We start from the raw sequence: 21,550 nt of genomic DNA on the forward strand, positions 1-21,550 counted from the left end.
CGCTGGGCCGGCACGGCGCGTCTAGGCTGGCCGGGTGCCCACCGTCCTCTTCGTCCGCCATGGCAGGTCGAGCGCCAACACCGGTGGCGTACTCGCCGGCTGGACGCCGGGAGTCTTCCTCGACGAGACGGGCGAGGCCCAGGCCTCGAGGGTCGGCGCCGCCATCGCCGCAGCCGAGCTGCAGATCGCGGAGCTCGTCTCGTCACCCCTCGACCGGTGCGTCCAGACGGCTGACCTCATCGCGGGTCAGCTCGGGACGGTGTCGCGCTCGGTGCACCCCGGCCTGGGCGAGTGCCGCTACGGTGCGTGGACCGGGCGGCGGATCATCGATCTCGTGTCCGACCCGCTGTGGAAGGTCGTCCAGGACCGCCCGAGTGAGGCCCGGTTCCCGGCGTCCGAGGCCTACGAGGCGGAATCGCTCGCCGACGTCCAGGAGCGGGCCCTGCGCACGGTGCGGGAGACCGACGCCCACGTGCTCGAGCGGCATGGGCCGGACGCGGTGTGGGTCGCGGTCTCCCACGGTGACGTCATCAAGGCGGTGCTGGCCCATGCTGCGGGGGCTCATCTCGACGACTTCCAGCGCTTCGTGGTCGACCCGGGCTCCGTCAGTGTCGTGCGCTACACGAGTCGCAAACCCTTCCTGCTCCGGCTCAACGACATCGCCGGTGACCTGCACGCGATCCGACCGGTGGCGCATCCCGGGGTCGACGGGGATGCCGAGGTCGGCGGTGGAGCGGGGACCCCTGCGGACGCGGGGCTGCCCGATGACGACCCGGCCGGCGACCCCTCCGTGCTCGAATAGAGTGCTCAAACACGGTCGGATAGGGTCGCTGGCATGACGTTCCAGGAGTTCGACCCCGTGTCGCGCTTCGTGGCGGGCACGGTCGGACCGACGGGCAACCGCACCTTCTACCTGCAGGCCAGCGACGGCCGGCGCGTCGTCACGGTGGCCGTCGAGAAGCAGCAGGTGTCGATCCTGGCCGATCGCGTCAACGACGTGCTGGACCAGCTGGCGCCCATGACGGCCACCGAGCCCGGGCAGCCCGGTGGTGCCGTGGAGGACACGGATCCGCTCGAGACTCCGTTCGAGGAGGACTGGCGCGTCCAGACCCTGTCGCTCGCCTGGGACGAGGGGCGTCAGCGTCTCGTCATCGAGTGCCACGACCACGACCCGGACGAGGTCGAGGGAGACGAGGCCGCCGCCGATCCGGTGGCCGGCGGCGCCGAGGCAGCCGAGGAGTCGCCCTTCTCGCGGAACTCGCTCCGGGTGACGCTGGACCCGCCCCAGGCGCGCGCCTTCGCCCGGCGCAGCCTGTCCATCGTCGCGGCCGGGCGGCCCCCGTGCCCCTTCTGCGGTGGCCCCCTCGACCCGACGGGCCACATCTGCCCGCGGGCCAATGGGTACCGTCGCTGACGGCGGCTTCCGCGCCGCGCCCGACGACGCTGCGCTGCTCGGGGATCTCGAGGTCGTAGGACGAGTCCCCGACTCCTCCAACCTCTCGGTCCTGGTCCGGCTCCTCGCCGGGGACGGCGCCCACGCGATCTACAAGCCGGTGCGTGGTGAGGCGCCGTTGTGGGACTTCCCGGAGGGCACGCTCGCTGGTCGGGAGGTGGCCGCCCACCTGGTGTCAGAGGCCGGCGGCTGGTGCCTCGTCCCGGCGACCGTCCTCCGCGACGGTCCGCTCGGTCCGGGGTCGGTCCAACGCTGGATCGGCGACCCGTTCTCGCCGCTCGCCGACGACCTCGTCGTCGACCTCGTGCCGGAGGGGAAGGTGCCGCCCGGCTGGGTCGCCACCTTCTCCGGGGAGACCCCGTCCGGTCGCGCCGTCGCGGTGGTGCACTCCACCCGCGAGGACGTTCGATCCCTCGCCGTGCTCGACGCGGTGATCAACAACTCGGATCGCAAGGGTTCGCACTGCCTCCGGGACATGGCTGGGCGCCTCTGGGCCATCGACCACGGCGTGAGCTTCCACGCCAACCCGAAGCTGCGGACCGTGCTCTGGGGCTGGGCCGGCGAACCGCTGGCCGACGCCGACCTCGCCCGTCTCGAGCGCCTGATCGACACGCTGGACGATGCCGCGAGCGGTCTCAACGGGGCCCTGGAGGCCCTGCTGCCCCACGCCGACGTCGCTGCCCTCCACGAACGCGTCGCAGGCCTGCTCCGCCGGCGCCGCCATCCCCGGCCGAGCCCGGGCTGGCCCGCCGTGCCCTGGCCCCCGCTCTGACCTCGCCGTGATCGAGTGAACAAGAACGGGGCTCCGCCCCTGATCGAGTGAACAAGATCTGCGCGAGGGTCGCGCAAATCTTGTTCACTCGATCAGACGTGCGCAGATCCTGTTCACTCGATCTGGGCAGGCGACGGGAGTCCCGGAGACGCCGGATAGAGTCTGCCGCGTGAAAAGTTGGCCCGCAGCGTTCGTCCCTCAGGTCCCCGGTCGGTCGCCTCAGGTGCGAGTCAGGGACACGGTGACCGGCGAGCTCGTCCCCGCCGCGGTGGGGGAGTCGGCGTCGGTCTACGTGTGCGGCATCACCCCGTACGACGCCACCCACCTCGGGCATGCGGCAACCTACCTGACCTTCGACCTGCTCGTTCGGGTCCTGCGCGACAGCGGGGTCGCCGTGCGGTATGTCCAGAACATCACCGACATCGACGATCCCCTCCTCGAGCGTGCCGAGCGGGACGGCATCGCCTGGGAGGAGCTGGCCACCCGGGAGATCGACCTCTTCCGGGAGGACATGACCGCCCTCGCCGTCCTGCCGCCCGACGAGTACCTGGGAGCAGTCGAGAGCATCCCGACGTTCATCGAGCCGATCGAGAAGCTGCTCGCCTCTGGGGACGCCTACCTCGTGCCTGCCCCGGACGCCTCCCGGGCCGAGGCCCACGACGTCTACTTCGACATCAGCCGCGACCCCAAGTTCGGCTCGGTCAGCCGGCTCGACGAGACCGGCATGCTCGAGGTCTTTGCCGAGCGAGGCGGCGACCCGGACCGCCCCGGCAAGCGCAACCGCCTCGACGCGCTCCTGTGGAGGGCGCACCGCGAGGGCGAGCCATCCTGGGACGGCGGGCAGCTGGGGCCCGGACGCCCCGGCTGGCACATCGAGTGCGCGTGCATCGCCTGTGCGCGCCTCGGGGTGCCGATCGACGTCCAGGGGGGTGGGACCGACCTCATCTTCCCGCACCACGAGATGAGCGCCGCGCATGCCCGGGCGTTCAGCGGCAACCCGACGTTCGCCCGCGCTTATGTCCACCAGGGCATGGTCGGTCTCGACGGCGAGAAGATGAGCAAGAGCAAGGGCAACCTCGTCTTCGTGTCCGAGCTGCGGCGCCACGGCGTCGATCCGATGGCGATCCGGCTGGCCCTGCTCGCCCGGCACCATGCCGAGGACTGGATCTGGCAGGACGGCGACCTCACGACCGGGCAGCAACGCCTGGACACATGGCGCTCTGCCGTCTCGGGCAACGGCGGCCCGCCGGCAGAGGAGACCGTCACCGAGCTACGGGCCGCCCTGGCCAACGATCTCGACAGTCCCAGGGCGCTCGCTGCCGTCGACCGCTGGGCCAGGGCGGCCCTGACGCAGGGCGGGGACGACCTCGGCGCGCCCGGCGTGCTGGCCCGAGCCCTCGACGCACTCCTCGGCGTCCGCCTCTGAGGATTCGTGTGGAAGCTTGGCCGCACGGGAGGGTGGCCGAACTCCACACCGAACCGTCAGGGCGGCTGCGGAGTGCACCCTCGATGGGGGTGCAGGCGGGCGCGGAGGCCAGTTCGGTGTGGGGCGAGCTCAGCGGCATACGGAATGAATGACCCTGCGCCACAAGGTCACTCAGCGGCCACCCTGGTCGTCGTCCCGCCGCCCTCGGAGATAGCGCTCGAACTCGCGGGCAATGGCATCGCCCGTGGCCTCCGGGAGCTGGGCGGTGTCCTGCGCCTCCTCCAGCGACTGGACGTACTCCGCGACCTCCTCGTCGGACTGGGCCAGCTCGTCCACGCCGCGCTCCCACGCCCGAGCGTTCTCCTCGAGGTCGCCGTGTGGGATGGTCACGCCGAGCAGGGACTCGATCCGCCGCAGGAGGCTGAGCGTCGCCTTGGGGGAGGGCGACGCGCCGGCGTAGTGGGGCACTGCGGCCCACGCCGACACTGCCGGGAGGCCCGCGTCGCTCGCGGTCGCGCTGAGCACACCGACGATCCCGGTGGGTCCCTCGTAGCGGCTCGCCTCGACATCGAAGCGGTGGATGGCCGCGTCGTCCTCCGCCGTCGCGGTGACCGGGATGGGGCGGGTGTGCGGAACGTCGGCGAGGAGCGCCCCGATCGTGACGACCGTGGTCACACCGAGCTGTTGCGCGAGCTCGAGCAGCTCCATGGAGAAGGCACGCCACCGCATGGACGGCTCGATGCCCTGGACCAGCACGACATCCCGGTCGAAGCCGGTCTCCGTCGCGACGAGGATGCGGGTCGTCGGCCAGGAGAGGACCCGTCGGCCGTCCTCGGTGCTGACGCGCGGGCGGTTGACCTGGAAGTCGTAGTAGTCCTCGGGGTCGAAAGCCGCGACGAGCTCGGCATCCCAGACCTCGGCGAGGTGCCGGACGATGGAGCTGGCCGCCTCACCGGCGTCGTTCCAGCCCTCGAAGGCCGCGATGAGCACGGGGTCGACGAGCTCCGGAACGTCCTCGAACTCCAGCACATGGCCTCCTCTCACCGGGTGCGCGTGCGCCCTCGATCTCACCCTATGCCGCGTCGGGCCGCCGTCACAGCGACCTCGCGGGGACCACAGTTCGGCACTTTGCGAGCCGCGCGGGCGGACATCCCTAGAATTGGGGATCCTGCCATCCACGAGAGAAGAGCCGTGACCGACACCGAGCTCCGTCCTGACGCCACCGAGGCCCTCGCCGCGACCCTGCGCGAGCGGATCATGGTCCTCGACGGCGCCATGGGCACGGCGATCCAGCAGGAACGACCCGACGAGGCGGGCTACCGCGGCGAGCGCTTCGCCGACTGGCCCACCGACCTTCAGGGCAACAACGACCTGCTCACGCTGACCCAGCCCGATCTCGTCGCCCGGATCCACCGGGGCTACCTCGACGCCGGCGCCGACATCATCGAGACCAACACGTTCAACTCCAACGCCGTCTCCCTCGGCGACTACCGGATGAGCGAGCTCGCCCACGAGCTGAACCTCGAGGCCGCGAGGCTGGCCCGCCGCGAGGCCGACGCGATGACCGCGCGGACGCCCGACCGCCCGCGCTGGGTGGCCGGTGCCATGGGGCCCACCACGCGCACGGCGTCGATCTCCCCGGACGTCAACGACCCCGGCGCGCGAAACGTCACCTTCGACCAGCTCGTCGCGGCCTATGCGGACGCGGCGCGCGGCCTCGTCGAGGGCGGAGCCGACCTGCTGGTCATCGAGACGATCTTCGACACGCTCAACGCCAAGGCCGCGATCTTCGCCGTCGAGAGGATCTTCGAGGAGTTCGGCCGTCGGTGGCCGGTCATCGTCTCCGGCACCATCACGGACGCCTCCGGACGCACCCTGTCCGGGCAGGTGACGGAGGCCTTCTGGAACTCCGTCCGGCACGTCCGTCCGCTCGCGGTCGGTCTCAACTGCGCGCTCGGGGCCAAGGAGCTGCGGCCCTACATCAGTGAGATGGCGCGCGTCGCCGACTGTTTCGTCTCGTGCTACCCGAACGCCGGGCTGCCCAACGCCTTCGGTGAGTACGACGAGGTGCCCGAGGAGACGGCCGCCATCGTCGGCGAGTTCGCTTCCTCGGGGCTGGTCAACCTCGTCGGCGGCTGCTGTGGCACCACCGCCGAGCACATCGCCGCGATCGCCGCCGCTGTCGACGGCAAGCCGCGGCGTGAGGTCGCACCGATCACACCAGCCCTGCGGCTGTCCGGGCTCGAGCCGTTCGCCATCACCGAGGAGAGCCTCTTCGTCAACGTCGGTGAGCGGACCAACATCACTGGATCGGCCCGCTTCCGCACGCTGATCAAGGACGGCGACTACGACACCGCGCTCTCCGTCGCGGCACAGCAGGTCGAGAACGGCGCCCAGGTGATCGACGTCAACATGGACGAAGGGATGATCGACGGGGTCGCCGCGATGGACCGGTTCCTCCGGCTCGTGGCGAGTGAGCCCGAGATCAGCCGTGTGCCGGTCATGATCGACTCCTCGAAGTGGGAGGTCATCGAGGCCGGCCTCAAGTGCGTCCAGGGCAAGGGAATCGTCAACTCCATCTCACTCAAGGAGGGCGAGGAGGCCTTCGTCGAGCACGCCCGGATGGTGCGCAGGTACGGCGCAGCCGCCGTCGTGATGGCGTTCGACGAGGACGGCCAGGCCGACAACCTGGAGCGCCGCACCCGGATCTGCGCGCGGGCCTACCGCATCCTCACCGAGGAGGTCGGGTTCCCCGCGGAGGACATCATCTTCGACCCCAACGTGTTCGCCGTCGCCACCGGCATCGAGGAGCACGCCTCCTACGGTCGGGACTTCATCGAGGCGACGCGCTGGATCAAGCAGAACCTTCCAGGGGCAAAGGTCTCGGGTGGGATCTCCAACGTGTCCTTCTCGTTCCGGGGCAACAACCCGGTCCGTGAGGCGATCCACGCCGTCTTCCTCTACCACGCCATCGCGGCCGGCCTCGACATGGGCATCGTCAACGCCGGGGCCCTTGCGGTCTACGACGAGATCGACGAGGAGCTGCGAGACCGCATCGAGGACGTCGTCCTCAACCGACGACCGGACGCCGCAGAACGGCTCCTCGAGATCGCCGAGCGGTACAACCGCGCGGCCGGCGTTGACGCCGTGGGCGAGGAGGAGTGGCGATCGCTCCCGGTCCGCGACCGGATCACCCACTCGCTCGTCAAGGGCATCGACGGGCACATCGAGGAGGACACCGAGATCCTCCGCGCCGAGATCACCGCGTCCGGCGGCCGGCCCATCGAGGTCATCGAGGGCCCGCTCATGGACGGGATGAACGTCGTCGGCGACCTCTTCGGTGCGGGAAAGATGTTCCTGCCCCAGGTGGTCAAGAGCGCCCGCGTCATGAAGAAGGCGGTCGCCTACCTCATCCCGTTCATCGAGGAGGAGAAGGCGAAGAACCCCGAGCTCGCCCGGCAGAAGGACACCAACGGCACCATCGTCATGGCCACGGTCAAGGGAGACGTCCACGACATCGGCAAGAACATCGTCGGCGTCGTCCTCCAGTGCAACAACTACGAGGTCATCGACCTCGGCGTCATGGTGCCGGCCCAGAAGATCATCGAGGCCGCGAAGGAGCACGAGGCCGACCTCATCGGGCTGTCCGGCCTGATCACCCCCTCGCTCGACGAGATGGTCGGCTTCGCCGCGGAGCTGCAGCGCCAGGGCTTCGAGATCCCGCTCCTCATCGGCGGCGCGACAACCTCGCGGGCGCACACGGCCGTCAAGGTCGACCCGAAGTACGACGGCCCCGTGGTCTGGGTCAAGGACGCGTCGCGGTCCGTGCCGACCGCCGCGGCCCTGCTCAACGCGAACCAGCGGGCGCGGCTCATGCTGGACGTCAAGAGCGACTACGACGCCCTCCGCGCGCGGCACGCCGCCAAGCACGACCGTCCGCTGCTCACGCTGGAGCAGGCGCGGGCCAACGCGACGCCCATCTCCTGGGAGGGATACCACCCACCGCGCCCCCACCTGCTGCTGCAGCAGGAGAAGGACGTGTCTCCCGTCGTCTGGCACCAGGGCAAGACGCAGCACGTCCGCGTCTATCGCCACCACCCCATCGAGGAGCTGCGGCGCTACATCGACTGGCAGCCCTTCTTCAACGCATGGGAGCTCAAGGGCTCCTTCCCGGACATTCTCAACAACCCGGCCAGCGGGCAGGCGGCCCGCAAGCTGTACGACGACGCCCAGGCCATGCTCGACCGGGTCGTCACCGAGGGCTGGCTCACCGCCAGCGCCGTCGTGGGCCTGTTCCCGGCCAACTCCGTCGGTGACGACATCGAGGTCTACCTCGACGAGCACCGCGAGACGCCGGTCGCCGTCCTGCACCAGCTGCGCCAGCAGGGCGAGCACCGCCCGGGGATCCCCAACCGCAGCCTCTCCGACTTCGTCGCCCCGCGGACCAGCGGCCTGCGTGACTACATCGGCGCCTTCGCGGTCACGGCCGGCCTGGGCGCGCAGGAGCGGGTGGCGGCCTTCCGCAAGGACCTCGACGACTACAACGCGATCCTGCTCGAGTCGGTGGCCGACCGGCTCGCGGAGGCGTTCGCCGAGCGGATGCACGAGCGGGTCCGCAAGGAGCTGTGGGGTTACGCGCCGGACGAGCACCTCGACAACGACGCACTCATCAAGGAGCAGTACGACGGGATCCGGCCCGCACCCGGCTACCCGGCGTGCCCCGAGCACACGGAGAAGGCGACGCTGTGGGAGCTGCTCGACGTCGAGGCGTACACCGGCATCCAGCTGACCGAGGGGATGGCCATGTGGCCGGGCGCGTCCGTCTCCGGCTGGTACTTCTCGCACCCCGAGTCGCAGTACTTCGTCGTCGGCAGGCTGGGGCGCGACCAGGTGGCGGACTACGCCGAGCGCAAGGGCTGGAAGCTCGGTGAGGCAGAGCGGTGGCTGTCCGCGAACCTCGCCTACGACCCCGAGGACTGACGTGGCGACAACGCTCCTCCAGCCGGGAGACGGTGTGCCGGAAGACGGTCTGCCGGGAGACGGTCTGCCGGCAGGCGTGCTCTGGGACATGGACGGCACGCTCGTCGACACCGAGCCGTACTGGATCGTGGCGGAGCATGAGCTCGTGGCAGCGCACGGTCGCGAGTGGAGCGACGCGCTGGCCCACGAGCTCGTGGGCAACGCCCTCGAGGTCTCCGCGCAGGTCATCATCGACCACACCGGGATCCCGCTCACGGTTCCGCAGGTCATCGACGCCCTGCTGCAGCGGGTCATCGAGCAGGTTCGAGTGAGCGCCCCGTGGCGGCCCGGCGCCCGCGAGCTGCTCGAGGAGCTGAACGAGTCGGGCGTCCCCAACGTCCTCGTCACGATGTCCTGGCGCAACCTGGCCGGCACCATCGTCGAGAGCCTGCCGCCGGGCTCGTTCGCCCACCTCGTGACCGGGGACGAAGTGACCCGGGGCAAGCCGCATCCCGAGCCGTACCTGCTCGCGGCGCGGCTGATCGGGGCCGACCCGGCGGCGTGCGTGGCCCTGGAGGACTCACCGACCGGCGTCCGCTCCGCAACCGCGGCAGGCGTGCCAACCATCGCGATCCCGCACATCGTGCCGGTGCCGCCCATCGCCGGGGCGGTGCACGTGTCCACGCTCGAGGGCGTTGGGGCCCAGGACCTGCTGGCCGTGGCCGCGGGCGCCGGCTCCGTCCGAGCCGCCTCAGGCCAGTGACGCCGTCCGCTCACTGAGTCGGCGCAGGTTCAGCAGCTGGCGTCGCATCATGACGAGGTCTCCCCACGCGAGCAGCAGCTGGCGCAGGCGCTCCAGCCGGTTGCGCGGGCGGGGTAGCAGCAGGTCGCAGCGCAGCACCGTGCAGGCCTCGTCGGGGAGGGTGCGGTACACGATGGTGAGCGGCCCGAACGCGACCAGCGCCGCGCGGTCGGTCAGCTCCAGGGTGATGCTGCGATCCGGCTCGAACGAGGTCAGGGTGAAGATCTCCGCGAAGGTCTGGCCGGTCACGATCGGGTCGGTCCTGGTCATCATCGGGGGACTGCGGCGACCGCGGTTGTCGATGAGGTCGTAGCTGTAGGGAGCCACCCGAAGCTGTCCCAGCCACCCGAAGACGACGGGGGGCTCGGCGCGGACCCGGACGGCCCTGGAGAGGAGCACCTCGCGGCCCGGCCGGTCCGGAGGAGGAGGTGTGCTGCCGAGGTCACCCCATGTCCACGGGATCGTGGGAGGCGGCACGGGCGAGCGGGTGCGGCGGTGCATCGTCGTCATGTACCGAGCGTCGCGCTGCCCCGGGTGTGCGGGCATCGCCCGGAGGTCGTGGTGCGCTCAGTCTCGAGGTGGTTCTTTCGTCTCTTGGCCGTATGCCGCTGAGCCGGCCTGCGCTCGGACGGGGGCTCCCAGCGCGGCTCGGATCCGCGCCCTGGTTCACGCTCCGGGACGGACGAGCCCCGACTCGTAGGCGAGGACGACCGCTTGGACCCGGTCTCTCAGCCCGAGCTTGCCGAGCACGTGTCCCACGTGCGTCTTCACCGTGGCCTCGGACAGGAACAGGTGCTTCGCGATCTCGGCATTGGAGGCGCCGCTGGCCACCTCGAGGAAGACGTCCTGCTCACGGGCGGTCAGCTGCTCGAGGACCCGCTGGGCCTCGCCGTCATCCGTCGTCGGCGCCGCCACGACGTGTGCGATGAGGCGACGGGTCGTGGGAGGCGAGACCACGGCGTGTCCCGCATGCACGACCCGGATGGCGTCGACGATCTCCTCGGCTCGCGCGTCCTTGAGCAGGAACCCGCTCGCGCCGGCGCGAATGGCCGCGAAGGCGTACTCGTCGAGGTCGAACGTGGTCACCACGATGACCTTGGGTGCGTCCGTTCTCGAGACGACCTGCCGGGTCGCCTCGATGCCATCCATCCTCGGCATCCGCACGTCGACGAGAACGACGTCGAGCCGATGGGCGAGGCACAGCTCGACAAGTGCTGCTCCGTCCCCGACCTCTCCGACCAGGTCGAGGTCGGGCTGGCTCCGGACCACCATCGCAAGAGCCGACCGCATCAGCTCCTGGTCGTCGGCGATGGCGACACGGATCCTCGCTGGCGTGCTCACTGGTGGCTTCCTCCGTCGTCGGGTTGGTTGTCCGGTGGTTCGGTACCGGGCCTGTTGTCGGGTTGCTCGGCACCGGGTCGGTCAGCATCCGGCGCGGGGATCCGCGCCTCGACGACGAACCCGCCAGGCCCGGAGGGGTCCGGTCCGGCGCGCTCGAGACGACCGCCGACGAGGGCGAGGCGTTCTCGCATGCCGATCAGGCCTCGGCCGCGGGGCCCCGGGGCATCAGGTGCCTGGGCGTCCGCTCCGTCATCCTCCACCCGGATCCGGAGGCCGCGGGCGCTCCAGTCCAACGCAACCCGCGCACTCGAACCGGGCGGCGCATGCTTGACGATGTTGGTCAGTGACTCCTGGACGACCCGGAAAGCCGTCAGGTCGGCCGTGGGCGACAGCGGGACGGGCTCTCCGGTGGCCACCAGCTCGACCGTGGTGCCGGTGCGTCTCACGTCGTCGATGACGCGGCCGAGCTCGTCGAGCCCGGGCTGTGGGGTGCGGCTCGCCTCATGGTCCTCGCGGAGGACGCCGAGGAGGGAGCGCATCTCGGTCAGGGCCAGCCGCCCCTGCTCCGCGATCGTCGAGAGCACCTCGGTCGCCCGAGAGGGCTCACTTGCGACGAGCATCCGGCCACCTTCGGCCTGGCCAACCACGACGGCAAGCGAGTGGGCGACGACGTCGTGCATCTCACGGGCGATCCTGCGGCGCTCCGCGGCGCCGGCCCGCTCCGCCTCGTGCTCGAGGTCCCTGCGGGCCTGCTCGATGATCGCCAGACGCTCCCGTTCGGCTCGCACGGCCCGTTCCTCGAGCGCCGCCACCCACGCCAGCCTCGTGGCGCGATAGCGGCCCAGCGCCCAGGCCGCCAGCAGCCCGGCCGCCACGGCCGCGGTGATGAACAGCCTCCAAGCCGCCGCACCCTCGCCGGGGGTCGAGACGTATTCGCCGGCGTCCCACAGCTTGGCGACCGTGATGATGCCGCCGATGGCGCCCACCGCCAGCGCGACATGGGGCAGGGGCGGTGTGGTTCTCGAGCTGACCGTGTAGAGCAGCACGAAGTACACGAGCCCGCTGGGGAGCAGCAGCGGGGAGAACGGACTGCCGACCTCCGCCGCAGACGCGCCGCCCAGATCGGGGGCGAGGGCGAAGAGGAGCATCGTTGCCGAGGCGACGCCGAAGCTCGCGACCGGCCACCGCGACCGGCTCAGGACGGTGGTGTGCAGCACGACGAGACCCACGATGAGGATGCTGCGCCAGGCGTCCGTCGCGTCAGACGCCCGAACCGCCGAAACACTGGTGGTGAGCAGGAGCGCCGCCAGCACCACGGCGAGTGCCACGTCGGCGAGCACAGAGATCCTGCGCAGCGGCGTGTGCTCGCGTCCCACGGGGTCGATCGTAGGGCCCACGCCGCCTTGCTCCGACCGAGCCCTGACCTGGCCCTGACCTGGCCCTGACCTGGCCCCGACCTGGCCCCGACCTGGCCCTGACCTGGCCCCGGACCCCCTCAACGGTGCTGGACAGACCTCGCGGAGGCGCCGGCAGCCTCGGCGATGGCGTCGGCCACGTCGACCTGGCGGTCCGCGATGAGCCCGGTCGTGACCCGGATGTGCGGACCATCCAGCGCTCCGCCGACGACGAAAGGGCCCCCGGGTGCGACCGCAATGCCTTGGCTCGCGAGACGCAGGACAGCGGCCGACTCGTCCCTCACCGGCACCCAGATGTTGAGGCCGTCCGTACCCGGCACGGAGATTTCGTGCTCGGCGAGCCGGTCCGCTACGAGACCGCGGCGGCGAGCGTACTCGCCCCTGGCTCGTCTGACCTGGTTCTGCGAACCGGGGTCCGACAGGAGGGCGACCAGAGCGCGCTGGAGCAGTCGACTCGTCCAGCCCTGTCCGAGGGCGCGGGCGTGCCGGATCGGGGCGAGCGCCGACGGAGGACCGCTCACGGCGGCGAGCCGCAGGTCGGGTCCATAGGACTTGCTGAAGCTGCGGATGTGGAGCACCTGGTCGGGCAGCCACTCAGCGAGGCTCAGGTCGCGGGAGGAGGCGATGTCTCCGGCCGAGTCGTCCTCGATGACGAGGACGGACGTCGCCGCGAGGAGCGAGGCGAGGCGTCTGGCCCGCGTGGGAGTGATCGAGACGCCGGTCGGGTTCTGGCCGCGTGGCTGGATCACGATGGCAACCGGCTTGCGCGACAGGCCTGCCGCCACGTCGTCCAGGACCGGCCCGCTGTCGTCCAGCGCGACGGGCTCCACGTCGACACCACGGTCCTCGAGCAGGTCGAGCAGGGGCGGGAAGCCGGGGTTCTCGACGAGGACCCGGTCGCCCGGCCGGAACAGGGTGCGCGTGATCAGGTCCAGGGCATCCATGGCGCCATCGACGACCAGCAGGTCATCGACCGCGCACGGCCAGTCGGCCCCCAGGGCGTCGCGGAGCTCCGGCAGCACCGGGTCGTCGAGGTAGCTGCTCGGCGCGGCCTCCCCGCCCACCTGTCCGAGGGGGAGGCGCAGGTCTGGCAGCAGCCTCGGGTCGGGTACCCCGGTGGACAGGTCGAGGCGGCTGCCGGACTGGTGGCGCAACGCGGTCGTGTAGCGCGCCCCACCCAACCTGTCCGGGGCGACCGTGGTGCCCCGGCGCCCGTCCGAGCGGATCGCACCGGAGCGGGCGAGCAGCTGCCAGGCCGAGCTGACAGTGGTGGGCGAGACCATGAGCTCCTCGGCCACGCGCCGGATCGGGGGCAGCTGGTCGCCCGGCGCCAACACCCCGTCGCGGATGGCCCGGGACACCGCTTGTGCCAGCCCCTTGGCGGTGGGGGAGTCGAGCCGCGCCTCGACGGCCGACAACACATCACGCATGTTTGTAATGTAGCAATAGGGCGTTTGTGTGGCTACAGGGTGGCACGTAGTCTCGACTCATGACGAAGACCTCCGCACCGAACACCAACACCATTGACCACTGGGTCTCCGGCGCGCGGGTGCCCGGCTCCTCGGGTCGCACGGCACCGGTCCATGACCCAGCCACGGGCCGGGTGACGGCACAGGTCGCCCTCGCCTCGGCGGCCGAGGTCGACGCTGCCGTCAAGGCCGCGGTGGCCGCCGCTGAGGAGTGGCGCTCGGCATCGCTGTCGAGGCGAGCCGCCGTCCTGTTCGGCTTCCGTGAGCTGCTGCACGCGCGCGCCGACGAGCTGGCCGCCATCATCACCTCGGAGCACGGCAAGGTCCTCGGCGACGCTGCGGGCGAGGTCGCCCGCGGGCTCGAGAACGTCGAGTTCGCGACGGGCGTGCCGCAGCTGCTCAAGGGCGGCTTCAGCGAGCAGGCCTCCTCCGGCGTGGACGTGTACAACGTCCGACAGCCGCTCGGCGTCGTCGCCGGCATCACGCCGTTCAACTTCCCGGCGATGGTGCCGCTCTGGATGTGCGCCAACGCCATCGCCTGCGGCAACGCCTTCGTGCTGAAGCCGAGCGAGAAGGACCCCTCCGCCTCGATGTTCATCGCCGAGCTCTGGAAGGAGGCCGGCCTGCCCGACGGCGTCTTCACCGTGATCCACGGTGACAAGGAGGCCGTGGACACGCTGCTCGACCACGAGGACATCTCGGCCGTCAGCTTCGTCGGGTCGACGCCGATCGCCAAGTACATCTATGAGCGCGGCACGGGCAACGGCAAGCGGGTCCAGGCGCTCGGCGGCGCGAAGAACCACGCCCTCGTCCTCCCCGACGCGGACCTCGACATGGCGGCGGACGCCATCGTCTCGGCTGCCTACGGTGCCGCCGGCGAGCGGTGCATGGCCCTGTCCGTCGCCGTGGCGGTCGGGGAGGTCGCCGACGACCTCGTCTCCGCGATCCGGGACCGACTGCCGTCGCTCAAGGTCGGCGCAGGCGGTGAGCCGGGCACCGACATGGGCCCGCTCATCACCCGTGAGCACCGGGACAAGGTGGCCGGCTACATCGGCGCCGGCGCCGATGCCGGGGCAAAGGTCGTCGTCGACGGACGCGAGCAGGAGGTGCCGAAGGATGGCTTCTTCCTCGGCATGACCCTGCTCGACCAGGTGACCCCAGAGATGACGGTGTACACCGACGAGATCTTCGGCCCGGTCCTGTCGGTCGTGCGGGTGGCGACGTTCGACGAGGGGTTGGCACTGATCAACGCCAACCAGTACGCCAACGGCACCGCGATCTTCACCCGCGACGGGGGCGCCGCGCGCAGGTTCAAGAACGAGGTCGAGGTCGGCATGGTCGGCGTCAACGTGCCCATCCCCGTCCCCGTCGCGTACTACTCCTTCGGTGGCTGGAAGGACTCCCTCTTCGGCGACACGCACATGTACGGGCCCGAGGGCATCAACTTCTACACCCGCGGCAAGGTCGTGACCGAGCGCTGGCCCGACCCCGCGACGTCAACGGTCGACCTCGGCTTCCCCCGCACGCGCTGAGAGACAGGCAGATTCATGACTGACACGCACACCACGGCACGGGGGTCGCTCTCCGAACGCTTGGACGGCATGAGCCGGGAGGATGTCCATCGGCTCGACCGACAGCACGTGTTCCACTCCTGGTCCGCGCAGGCTCTCATCGAGCCGCTACCGATCCAGCGGGCCCAGGGCTCGTACTTCTGGGACTACGAGGGCAGGCGGTACCTCGACTTCAGCTCCCAGCTGGTCAACGTCAACATCGGCTACCAGCACCCGAAGGTCGTCGCAGCGATCCAGGAGCAGGCGGCCCGCCTCACCACGATCCAGCCCGCGTTCGCCAACGACGCCCGCAGCGAGGCTGCCCGCCTCATCACCGAGGTCGCCCCCGAGGGGCTCGACTGCGTCTTCTTCACCAATGGCGGCGCCGAGGCGAACGAGAACGCGCTCCGCATGGCTCGCCTGCACACCGGACGCCACAAGGTGCTGGCGACCTACCGCAGCTACCACGGCGCCACCGCCGGCTCGATCACGCTGACGGGCGACCCGCGACGCTGGCCGTCCGAGCCGGGCCAACCGGGGATCGTCCACTTCTGGGGCCCGTACACGTACCGCTCGGCGTTCCACTCCGAGAACGACGAGCAGGAGCGCGATCGCGCTCTGGCCCACCTGCGCGACACACTCATGGTGGAGGGGCCGCACACGGTCGCCGCGATCATCCTCGAGACGGTCGTGGGGACCAACGGCATCCTCGTCCCGCCGGATGGCTACCTCGAGGGCGTGCGTGCCCTGTGCGACGAGCACGGCATCATGCTCATCGCTGACGAGGTCATGGCCGGCTTCGGGCGCTGCGGCGAGTGGTTCGCCGTCGACCACTGGGGCGTCCGGCCTGACCTGATCACGTTCGCCAAGGGGGTCAACTCGGGCTACGTGCCGCTGGGCGGCGTGGTGATCTCGGACGAGGTGGCCGCCTCCTTCCAGGAGCGGGCCTACCCGGGCGGCCTGACCTACTCCGGCCACCCGCTCGCCTGTGCCTCCGCGGTGGCGTCGATCTCCGCCTTCCACGAGGAAGGCATCATCGACAACGCGCGTCGCCTCGGCGAGGAGGTCATCGGACCACGGCTTGGCGAGATCGCCGAGAAGCACCCGAGTGTCGGTGACGTCCGCGGGCTGGGCGTCTTCTGGGCCGTCGAGCTGGTCAAGGACCGCGGTACGCGTGAACCGCTCGTCCCGTTCAATGCATCCGGAGACGCCGCCAAGCCGATGGGGGCCTTTGCCGCAGCGTGCAAGGAGCGCGGGCTCTGGCCGTTCACCCACTTCAACAGGACCCACGTCGTCCCGCCCTGCACGACGACGCCGGAGGAGGCCGAAGAGGGGCTCGCGATCCTCGACGAGGCCCTCAACGTCGCCGACACCTTCACGGCCTGACGAACCACCACGCCGTCGTATGCCGCTGGACTCGCTCCCGAGCCCAGCGGCACCGCCGCACCTACCGCCCCCCGAGTCGAGTGTGCACTTCGCGCAGAGTCGGAGGCGAGTGCGCGTCCACGGCGGGGCCTTCGGTGTCCGTGGCCGGTCTGGTCGACGGGGATCGGATTGGTCCTGTGGACGCCGTGACGGCGGAGCTGGGCCGGACTCGCACCGAAGAGTGCGCCTCTCCGCCAGCACCAGTCGGGACAGGTCCGTGGCCGACGTGGCAGGGCGCGGAACAATCTGCTGGTGGGTCCGTGATTGAGCCTGAGCCAGTTACGGACGGCCTGCCGGCAGCCCCAGTGTGCTGGGCCATCGGACGCAGCACTGGCAGGTATGGACGAATGTGGGTCGGACCCGACCACCAGACCGCTCAGTCGTCGGTGTACTTCTTGACAGTTGCGGTGATGAACGAGTCGGCGGCGACCATGGAGCCCGGCTTCAGGTCTTGTCCAACCACGACCCAGTTGGAGTCGAGGACCGGCAGCCGGTTGGCACCGGTCGCGTCGTTGGCGGGGGCAACGTGCAGGCCCGCTGCGCGCCAGCTGTCCTGTGCTTCCTGGTAGTTCAGTCCGATGCCGTTCGGAACTGTGATGTTCGAGTCGGCCGCCGGCGCGATCGAGGTGGGAGCCGCTGCGGCAGCGGGCGCCACCGAGGTCTTGGTTGGGGCAGCGGAGACGGTTTCCGTGACGGTCGACGTCGCCGTGACCGTCACGGGTTGCACGGGAGTGCTGGGCGTCGAGCCGGCGCAGCCGGCGAGAAGGAGGGGCAGCGCAGCAATCAGCGGTACCAGCAGTCCTCGGTGTCGAGCATCGACGTCGGATGGAGATGAAGTGACCGTGCGTGACATGAGCGCCCCTTGGTGGTGAGTGGGTCTGGCCCCGTGACCGTAGTGAGGGCGGCTCCCAGCCGCGTTGCGTTTCCCGATGATGTGACGAAAACCGCAAATGACCGAGGTCCGCACAAAGTGGATCGGACGGCCCGTGACCTGGGCATTGGGCCCGGGCAGGTTTGGTCGGTCATTGATCCCCTGCTGAGCGGCGCGAAGTGCACACTCGAGGAGATCCCGATGGAGCGCTGGGGTTCCATTGGGCTGGAAGCGAACTCAGCGGCATACGACCTAGTCGTCGATCTCGGCCAGGCCGCTGACGGCGGGGTCGACGGCGCGGGTCGCCGCGTCGTCGGGCAGGTCCGGGGGAGTGCCGCCCCAGGCCGGGCAGAGGCTCCGGTGCTCACACCAGTCACACAGTCGGCTCGGGCTGGGGCGCCAGTCGCCGAGCTGGGCGGCTCGCTCGATGGCCGCCCACAGCGCCTTGATCTTCCGCTCGACCCCGAGCAGGTCCTGGACGTCCGGTTGGTAGCGGACGATCTCACCGTTGCCGAGGTAGACGAGCTGCAGGAGCTGGGGGATCTGGCCCCGGAGGCGCCAGAGGACCAGCGCATAGAACTTCATCTGGAACAGCGCCTTGCCCTCGAAGCGCTCCGACGGGGAGCGCCCGGTCTTGTAGTCGACGACCCGCATCGCACCGTCGGGCGCGACGTCGAGCCGGTCCACGTACCCGCGCAGGACGAGGCCGTCGACCTCGGTCTCGACGTAGAGCTCGCGCTCGGCGGGCTCGAGACGGGTCGGGTCCTCGAGGCCGAACCAGGTCTGGAGCAGCGCCCCGGCGCCGGAGAACCATTCGTCGGTCCGACCGTCGTGCTCGGCCAACAACGAGAGCATCTCCGGCTCCTCGGTGGCGATCCGCTCCCACTCATGCGGGACGAGCGCGACCGCGGCGTCGAGGGTGCGCTCGGCCGTCGGCAGGTCGAAGAGCCGCTCGAGCACCGCGTGGACGAGGGTGCCCCGTGCCGTCGCCGCGGTGGGGGGCGACGGCAGCTTGTCGATGACGCGGAAGCGGTAGAGCATCGGGCACGTCATGAAGTCCGAGGCCCGGCTCGGCGACAAAGCGGGGAGCATGAGGCGACTGTATGACGACGGTCGGACAGTGCCCCGGACCGCCCACCGCATGTCCGGCGCGCCCCGCATAGGCTTCGACTCATGACCACACCTGCGCCGGACGAGTCGCGCCGCCACGGCTGGCGCATCGGCAGCATCGCCGGCTCGCCCGTCTACATCGCCCGGTCCTGGCCGGTCATCGCCGTGGTCATCATCGCCGTCTTCGGGCCGGCGCTCGGACGGCCGGACCGAGGCGCGTCGTACGGCTACCTCGTGGCGGCCGGCTATGCGCTGCTGCTCCTCGTCTCGGTGCTCGTCCACGAGGCCGCACACGCCCTCGCCGCTCGGGCCAGAGGACATTCCGTGGGACGCATCGTGGCGGACGTCTGGGGGGGCCACACCGTCTACGACGCGACCCGGTCGACGCCGGGAACCACGGCTCTGGTCGCCGTCGTCGGCCCGGTGTCCAACCTCGCCCTCGCCGCCGTGGCGTGGGCCGTGGAGGCCGGCGTCACGAACGAGGCGGCGTCGACGCTCCTGGTCATCGTGGCTCGCGCCAACTTCCTCGTCGGACTCTTCAACCTCCTCCCGGGCCTGCCTCTCGACGGTGGCCAGATCGTCAGTGCCCTCGTCTGGCGCCTCACCGGCCGGAAGGGGTCGGGACTGGTCGCGGCCGGCTGGCTGGGCCGGGTCATGGCGGCCGGCACCGTCCTGTGGTTCGTCGGGCGACCGCTGCTCGAGGGCGAGGGCATCGCGATGTTCGAGGTCGTGTGGCCGGTGGCCATCGCCTTCTTCCTCTGGCAGGGCGCCACCCAGGCGATCCGGGCCGGAGCGATCCACGACGCGACGGCCGGGCCCGTCCAGGACGTCCTCGAGCCGGTGGTGCTGCTGCCCGCGACGGCGACGGTGGGCGAGGTGGGCGAGCTGGCGCGCGGGTCGCGCACCAGCTCGGCATGGCTGGTCGCCACGGACGAACGCGGGTGGCCGTTCGGCCTGCTCGACCCCGCCGCCGCTGCAGAGGTGCCGGCCGCCACGCGGGCCACCACACCCCTCCGCGCGGTCGTCACGTCCCAACCGGCTGACTGGGTGGTGGCGCTGGACACGGACGCTGTGCTGACGGACCTCGTCCGGGAGATGAGCGAACGCAACCTGCCCGTCACCGTCGTCCTCGATGCCACGACACGACGAGTCCTCGGTATCGCCACCGCGGACCGGGTCAACGAGGTCGTCGGCGCCGCCCTCGCCCGCCGACGGCGGAGCTGAGTCCCGGCGCGCGACGCCGGGGTGGAGGGGGCTTCGTCCCCACCCCCTGAGGAACGACGCGGCCGTCCACAGGCACGACGCCGACCCGGCCGCGTCACCGCCCGACGCCGGATGCTGCTGCCACCCCGGCAGGACGGGTCACGAAGGGAGCGAGCGATGCCACGAGGAGCATCGGCAACACCGACGGGTGCGACCCCGAGCGCCGATGAGGGGCCAGCGCACGACGTGCGCAACGAGGTCCGTCTCTGCGGTCGGCTCAGCGCCCCGGCAGAGGAGCGGACGCTGCCGAGCGGGGACGTCATCGTCACGCTGCGCATCGTCATCCCCCGGCCGGAGCCGACCCGCCGGTCCGGCTCGCCGGACGGCGGGTCTCGGCCCGGCCAGGTCGACACCATCGACGTGGTGTGCTGGAGTGCGGGGACGCGGCGCGCCGCGCTGCGACTCGACGCCGGGGCCACCATCGAGATCGCGGGGGCGCTGCGGCGCCGCTTCTTCGCGACACCGAGCGGGCGCCAGAGCCGTTACGAGGTGGAGGCAAGGACCGTGCGCAGGCCGGGAAGGCGGCGTGTTTCCGGCACCTAGACTGTGCTCCCATGACCCACGCCCCCCGGCCCACGCACGCGCCCCAGCGCACCACCGCGCACCACCGGCGGGGCGCTTTCGAGGTCGGCGAGCGGGTGCAGCTGACCGACCCCAAGGGGCGCCTGCACACGATCACGCTCGAGCCGGGACGTGAGTTCCACACCCACCGGGGCTACCTGCGCCACGACGAGCTGATCGGCGCACCGGACGGCTCCGTCGTCACGAACACGGCCGGCGTCGAGTACCTCGCCCTGCGGCCGCTGCTCAGTGACTACGTCATGTCCATGCCTCGCGGTGCCGCCGTCGTGTATCCCAAGGACGCCGGCCAGATCGTCCAGATGGCGGACATCTTCCCGGGGGCCACCGTGGTCGAAGCCGGTGTGGGCTCTGGCGCCCTGTCGATGTCCCTCCTGCGGGCCGTGGGCGAGCATGGTCGGCTCCTCTCCTTCGAGAGGCGAGAGGACTTCGCCGAGATCGCACGAGGCAACGGCAGGGCGTTCTTCGGGGGTGACCACCCCGCGTGGACCATCACCGTCGGGGACCTCGTGGACGCGCTTCCGCAGACGGTCGAGCCGGGGTCGGTGGACCGCGTGGTGCTCGACATGCTCGCACCGTGGGAGTGCCTCGACGTCATCGCCGAGGTCCTCATCCCCGGTGGCGTGCTCATCTGCTATGTGGCGACGACGACGCAGCTGAGCCGGATCGCGGAGGGAGTCCGCGCGCATGGCGGGTTCACGGAGCCCAACGCGTGGGAGTCGCTGGTCAGGGGGTGGCACCTCGAGGGCCTCGCCGTGCGACCCCAGCACCGCATGCACGGACACACCGGCTTCCTCGTCACCGCGCGACGCCTCGCCCCGGGCGTCGTCCCGCCCGAGCGCAAGCGGCGCCCGGCCAAGGGTGCCCATGGGCCGTACGAGGGTACGGGAGACAGGTCAGCAAACGGCTTCGACGAGCCCGGCGGCCTCGCCGAGGCCACCCCTCCAAAGCAGGTGCCCGGGTCGACGCCCTCGACCGAGATTCCCGCGGATGCCTGGACGCCCGAGGCGCTGGGGGAGCGGGTGAAGAGCGACAAGAGGATCCGGCGGCTTCGCCGTTCGGTGACAGAAAGGTCCGACGACTTGTGACCCGTCGGGGTTAGGGTCGAATTGTCA

At 70.8% G+C, this 21,550-nt stretch carries 18 protein-coding genes; 11 read left to right on the top strand and 7 right to left on the bottom strand.

Annotation, left to right across the window (positions count from 1 at the left end; genetic code table 11):
• The first annotated feature begins 34 nt into the window (after positions 1-34).
• The 4 genes from VJN29_RS16655 to mshC all read left to right on the top strand — a co-directional run bounded on the left by VJN29_RS16655 (position 35) and on the right by mshC (position 3,651).
• The gene (locus VJN29_RS16655) at positions 35-802 is read left to right on the top strand and encodes an MSMEG_4193 family putative phosphomutase (RefSeq protein ID WP_324144756.1); all 768 of its coding nucleotides are present in this window, start codon (positions 35-37) and stop codon (positions 800-802) included.
• A gap of 33 nt (positions 803-835) precedes the next feature.
• A complete protein-coding gene (locus VJN29_RS16660) occupies positions 836-1,414 on the top strand; it encodes a DUF3090 domain-containing protein (protein ID WP_324144757.1) in 579 nt (192 codons plus the stop codon).
• On the top strand, positions 1,398-2,225 hold the full coding sequence (locus VJN29_RS16665) for an SCO1664 family protein (RefSeq protein ID WP_324144758.1): 828 nt from the start codon (positions 1,398-1,400) through the stop codon (positions 2,223-2,225). Before VJN29_RS16660 ends, VJN29_RS16665 begins: the two co-directional genes overlap by 17 nt.
• A 169-nt stretch (positions 2,226-2,394) precedes the next feature.
• Positions 2,395-3,651 (top strand): cysteine--1-D-myo-inosityl 2-amino-2-deoxy-alpha-D-glucopyranoside ligase, encoded by a 1,257-nt coding sequence (gene mshC / locus VJN29_RS16670; protein WP_324144759.1) that lies wholly within the window; start codon positions 2,395-2,397, stop codon positions 3,649-3,651.
• A gap of 171 nt (positions 3,652-3,822) precedes the next feature.
• On the opposite strand, the gene VJN29_RS16675 is transcribed toward mshC, so the two are convergent.
• Positions 3,823-4,680, bottom strand: coding sequence for a PAC2 family protein (locus tag VJN29_RS16675; protein WP_324144760.1), 858 nt, complete (start codon positions 4,678-4,680; stop codon positions 3,823-3,825).
• A 228-nt stretch (positions 4,681-4,908) separates the two neighbouring features.
• Here VJN29_RS16675 and metH point away from each other — a divergent pair, with 228 nt between their 5' ends.
• On the top strand, positions 4,909-8,631 hold the full coding sequence (gene metH / locus VJN29_RS16680; protein ID WP_324144823.1) for a methionine synthase: 3,723 nt from the start codon (positions 4,909-4,911) through the stop codon (positions 8,629-8,631).
• Positions 8,632-8,665: 34 nt separating this feature from the next.
• Positions 8,666-9,373, top strand: coding sequence for an HAD family hydrolase (locus VJN29_RS16685; protein ID WP_414654408.1), 708 nt, complete (start codon positions 8,666-8,668; stop codon positions 9,371-9,373).
• Here VJN29_RS16685 and VJN29_RS16690 read toward each other — a convergent pair.
• The 4 genes from VJN29_RS16690 to VJN29_RS16705 all read right to left on the bottom strand — a co-directional run bounded on the left by VJN29_RS16690 (position 9,362) and on the right by VJN29_RS16705 (position 13,598).
• The gene (locus tag VJN29_RS16690; protein ID WP_324144761.1) at positions 9,362-9,922 is read right to left on the bottom strand and encodes an SRPBCC family protein; all 561 of its coding nucleotides are present in this window, start codon (positions 9,920-9,922) and stop codon (positions 9,362-9,364) included. The genes VJN29_RS16685 and VJN29_RS16690 overlap by 12 nt on opposite strands.
• Before the next feature lie 156 nt (positions 9,923-10,078).
• The gene (locus VJN29_RS16695) at positions 10,079-10,753 is read right to left on the bottom strand and encodes a response regulator transcription factor (protein WP_324144762.1); all 675 of its coding nucleotides are present in this window, start codon (positions 10,751-10,753) and stop codon (positions 10,079-10,081) included.
• On the bottom strand, positions 10,750-12,129 hold the full coding sequence (locus VJN29_RS16700; protein ID WP_324144763.1) for a sensor histidine kinase: 1,380 nt from the start codon (positions 12,127-12,129) through the stop codon (positions 10,750-10,752). Before VJN29_RS16700 ends, VJN29_RS16695 begins: the two co-directional genes overlap by 4 nt.
• 119 nt (positions 12,130-12,248) lie before the next feature.
• Positions 12,249-13,598 (bottom strand): PLP-dependent aminotransferase family protein, encoded by a 1,350-nt coding sequence (locus VJN29_RS16705; RefSeq protein ID WP_324144764.1) that lies wholly within the window; start codon positions 13,596-13,598, stop codon positions 12,249-12,251.
• 59 nt (positions 13,599-13,657) lie between these two features.
• Between VJN29_RS16705 and VJN29_RS16710 the strand changes: the two genes are divergently transcribed.
• A complete protein-coding gene (locus VJN29_RS16710; protein ID WP_324144765.1) occupies positions 13,658-15,169 on the top strand; it encodes a CoA-acylating methylmalonate-semialdehyde dehydrogenase in 1,512 nt (503 codons plus the stop codon).
• Positions 15,170-15,184: 15 nt separating this feature from the next.
• Entirely contained in the window at positions 15,185-16,573 is a 1,389-nt protein-coding gene (locus VJN29_RS16715) for an aspartate aminotransferase family protein (protein ID WP_414654404.1), read from the top strand.
• A 415-nt stretch (positions 16,574-16,988) separates the two neighbouring features.
• Here the strand turns inward: VJN29_RS16715 and VJN29_RS16720 are convergent, their stop codons facing one another.
• Positions 16,989-17,330 carry a PASTA domain-containing protein gene (locus tag VJN29_RS16720; protein ID WP_324144766.1) on the bottom strand — a complete coding sequence of 114 codons (342 nt, stop codon included), beginning with the start codon at positions 17,328-17,330 and terminating at the stop codon, positions 16,989-16,991.
• Between the two features lie 405 nt (positions 17,331-17,735).
• Positions 17,736-18,575 carry a PD-(D/E)XK nuclease family protein gene (locus VJN29_RS16725; protein WP_324144767.1) on the bottom strand — a complete coding sequence of 280 codons (840 nt, stop codon included), beginning with the start codon at positions 18,573-18,575 and terminating at the stop codon, positions 17,736-17,738.
• 81 nt (positions 18,576-18,656) lie between these two features.
• Here VJN29_RS16725 and VJN29_RS16730 point away from each other — a divergent pair, with 81 nt between their 5' ends.
• The 3 genes from VJN29_RS16730 (at position 18,657) to VJN29_RS16740 (ending at position 21,523) form a co-directional block, all read left to right on the top strand.
• Complete coding sequence (locus VJN29_RS16730) at positions 18,657-19,817, top strand: site-2 protease family protein (RefSeq protein ID WP_324144768.1); 1,161 nt, start codon at positions 18,657-18,659, stop codon at positions 19,815-19,817.
• A 156-nt stretch (positions 19,818-19,973) separates the two neighbouring features.
• The gene (locus VJN29_RS16735) at positions 19,974-20,399 is read left to right on the top strand and encodes a single-stranded DNA-binding protein (RefSeq protein ID WP_324144769.1); all 426 of its coding nucleotides are present in this window, start codon (positions 19,974-19,976) and stop codon (positions 20,397-20,399) included.
• 11 nt (positions 20,400-20,410) lie between these two features.
• Positions 20,411-21,523, top strand: coding sequence for a tRNA (adenine-N1)-methyltransferase (locus VJN29_RS16740; RefSeq protein WP_324144770.1), 1,113 nt, complete (start codon positions 20,411-20,413; stop codon positions 21,521-21,523).
• Positions 21,524-21,550: the final 27 nt, after the last annotated feature.

It is taken from the genome of Intrasporangium sp. (genome assembly GCF_035280925.1).
Lineage (GTDB): Bacteria > Actinomycetota > Actinomycetes > Actinomycetales > Dermatophilaceae > Intrasporangium.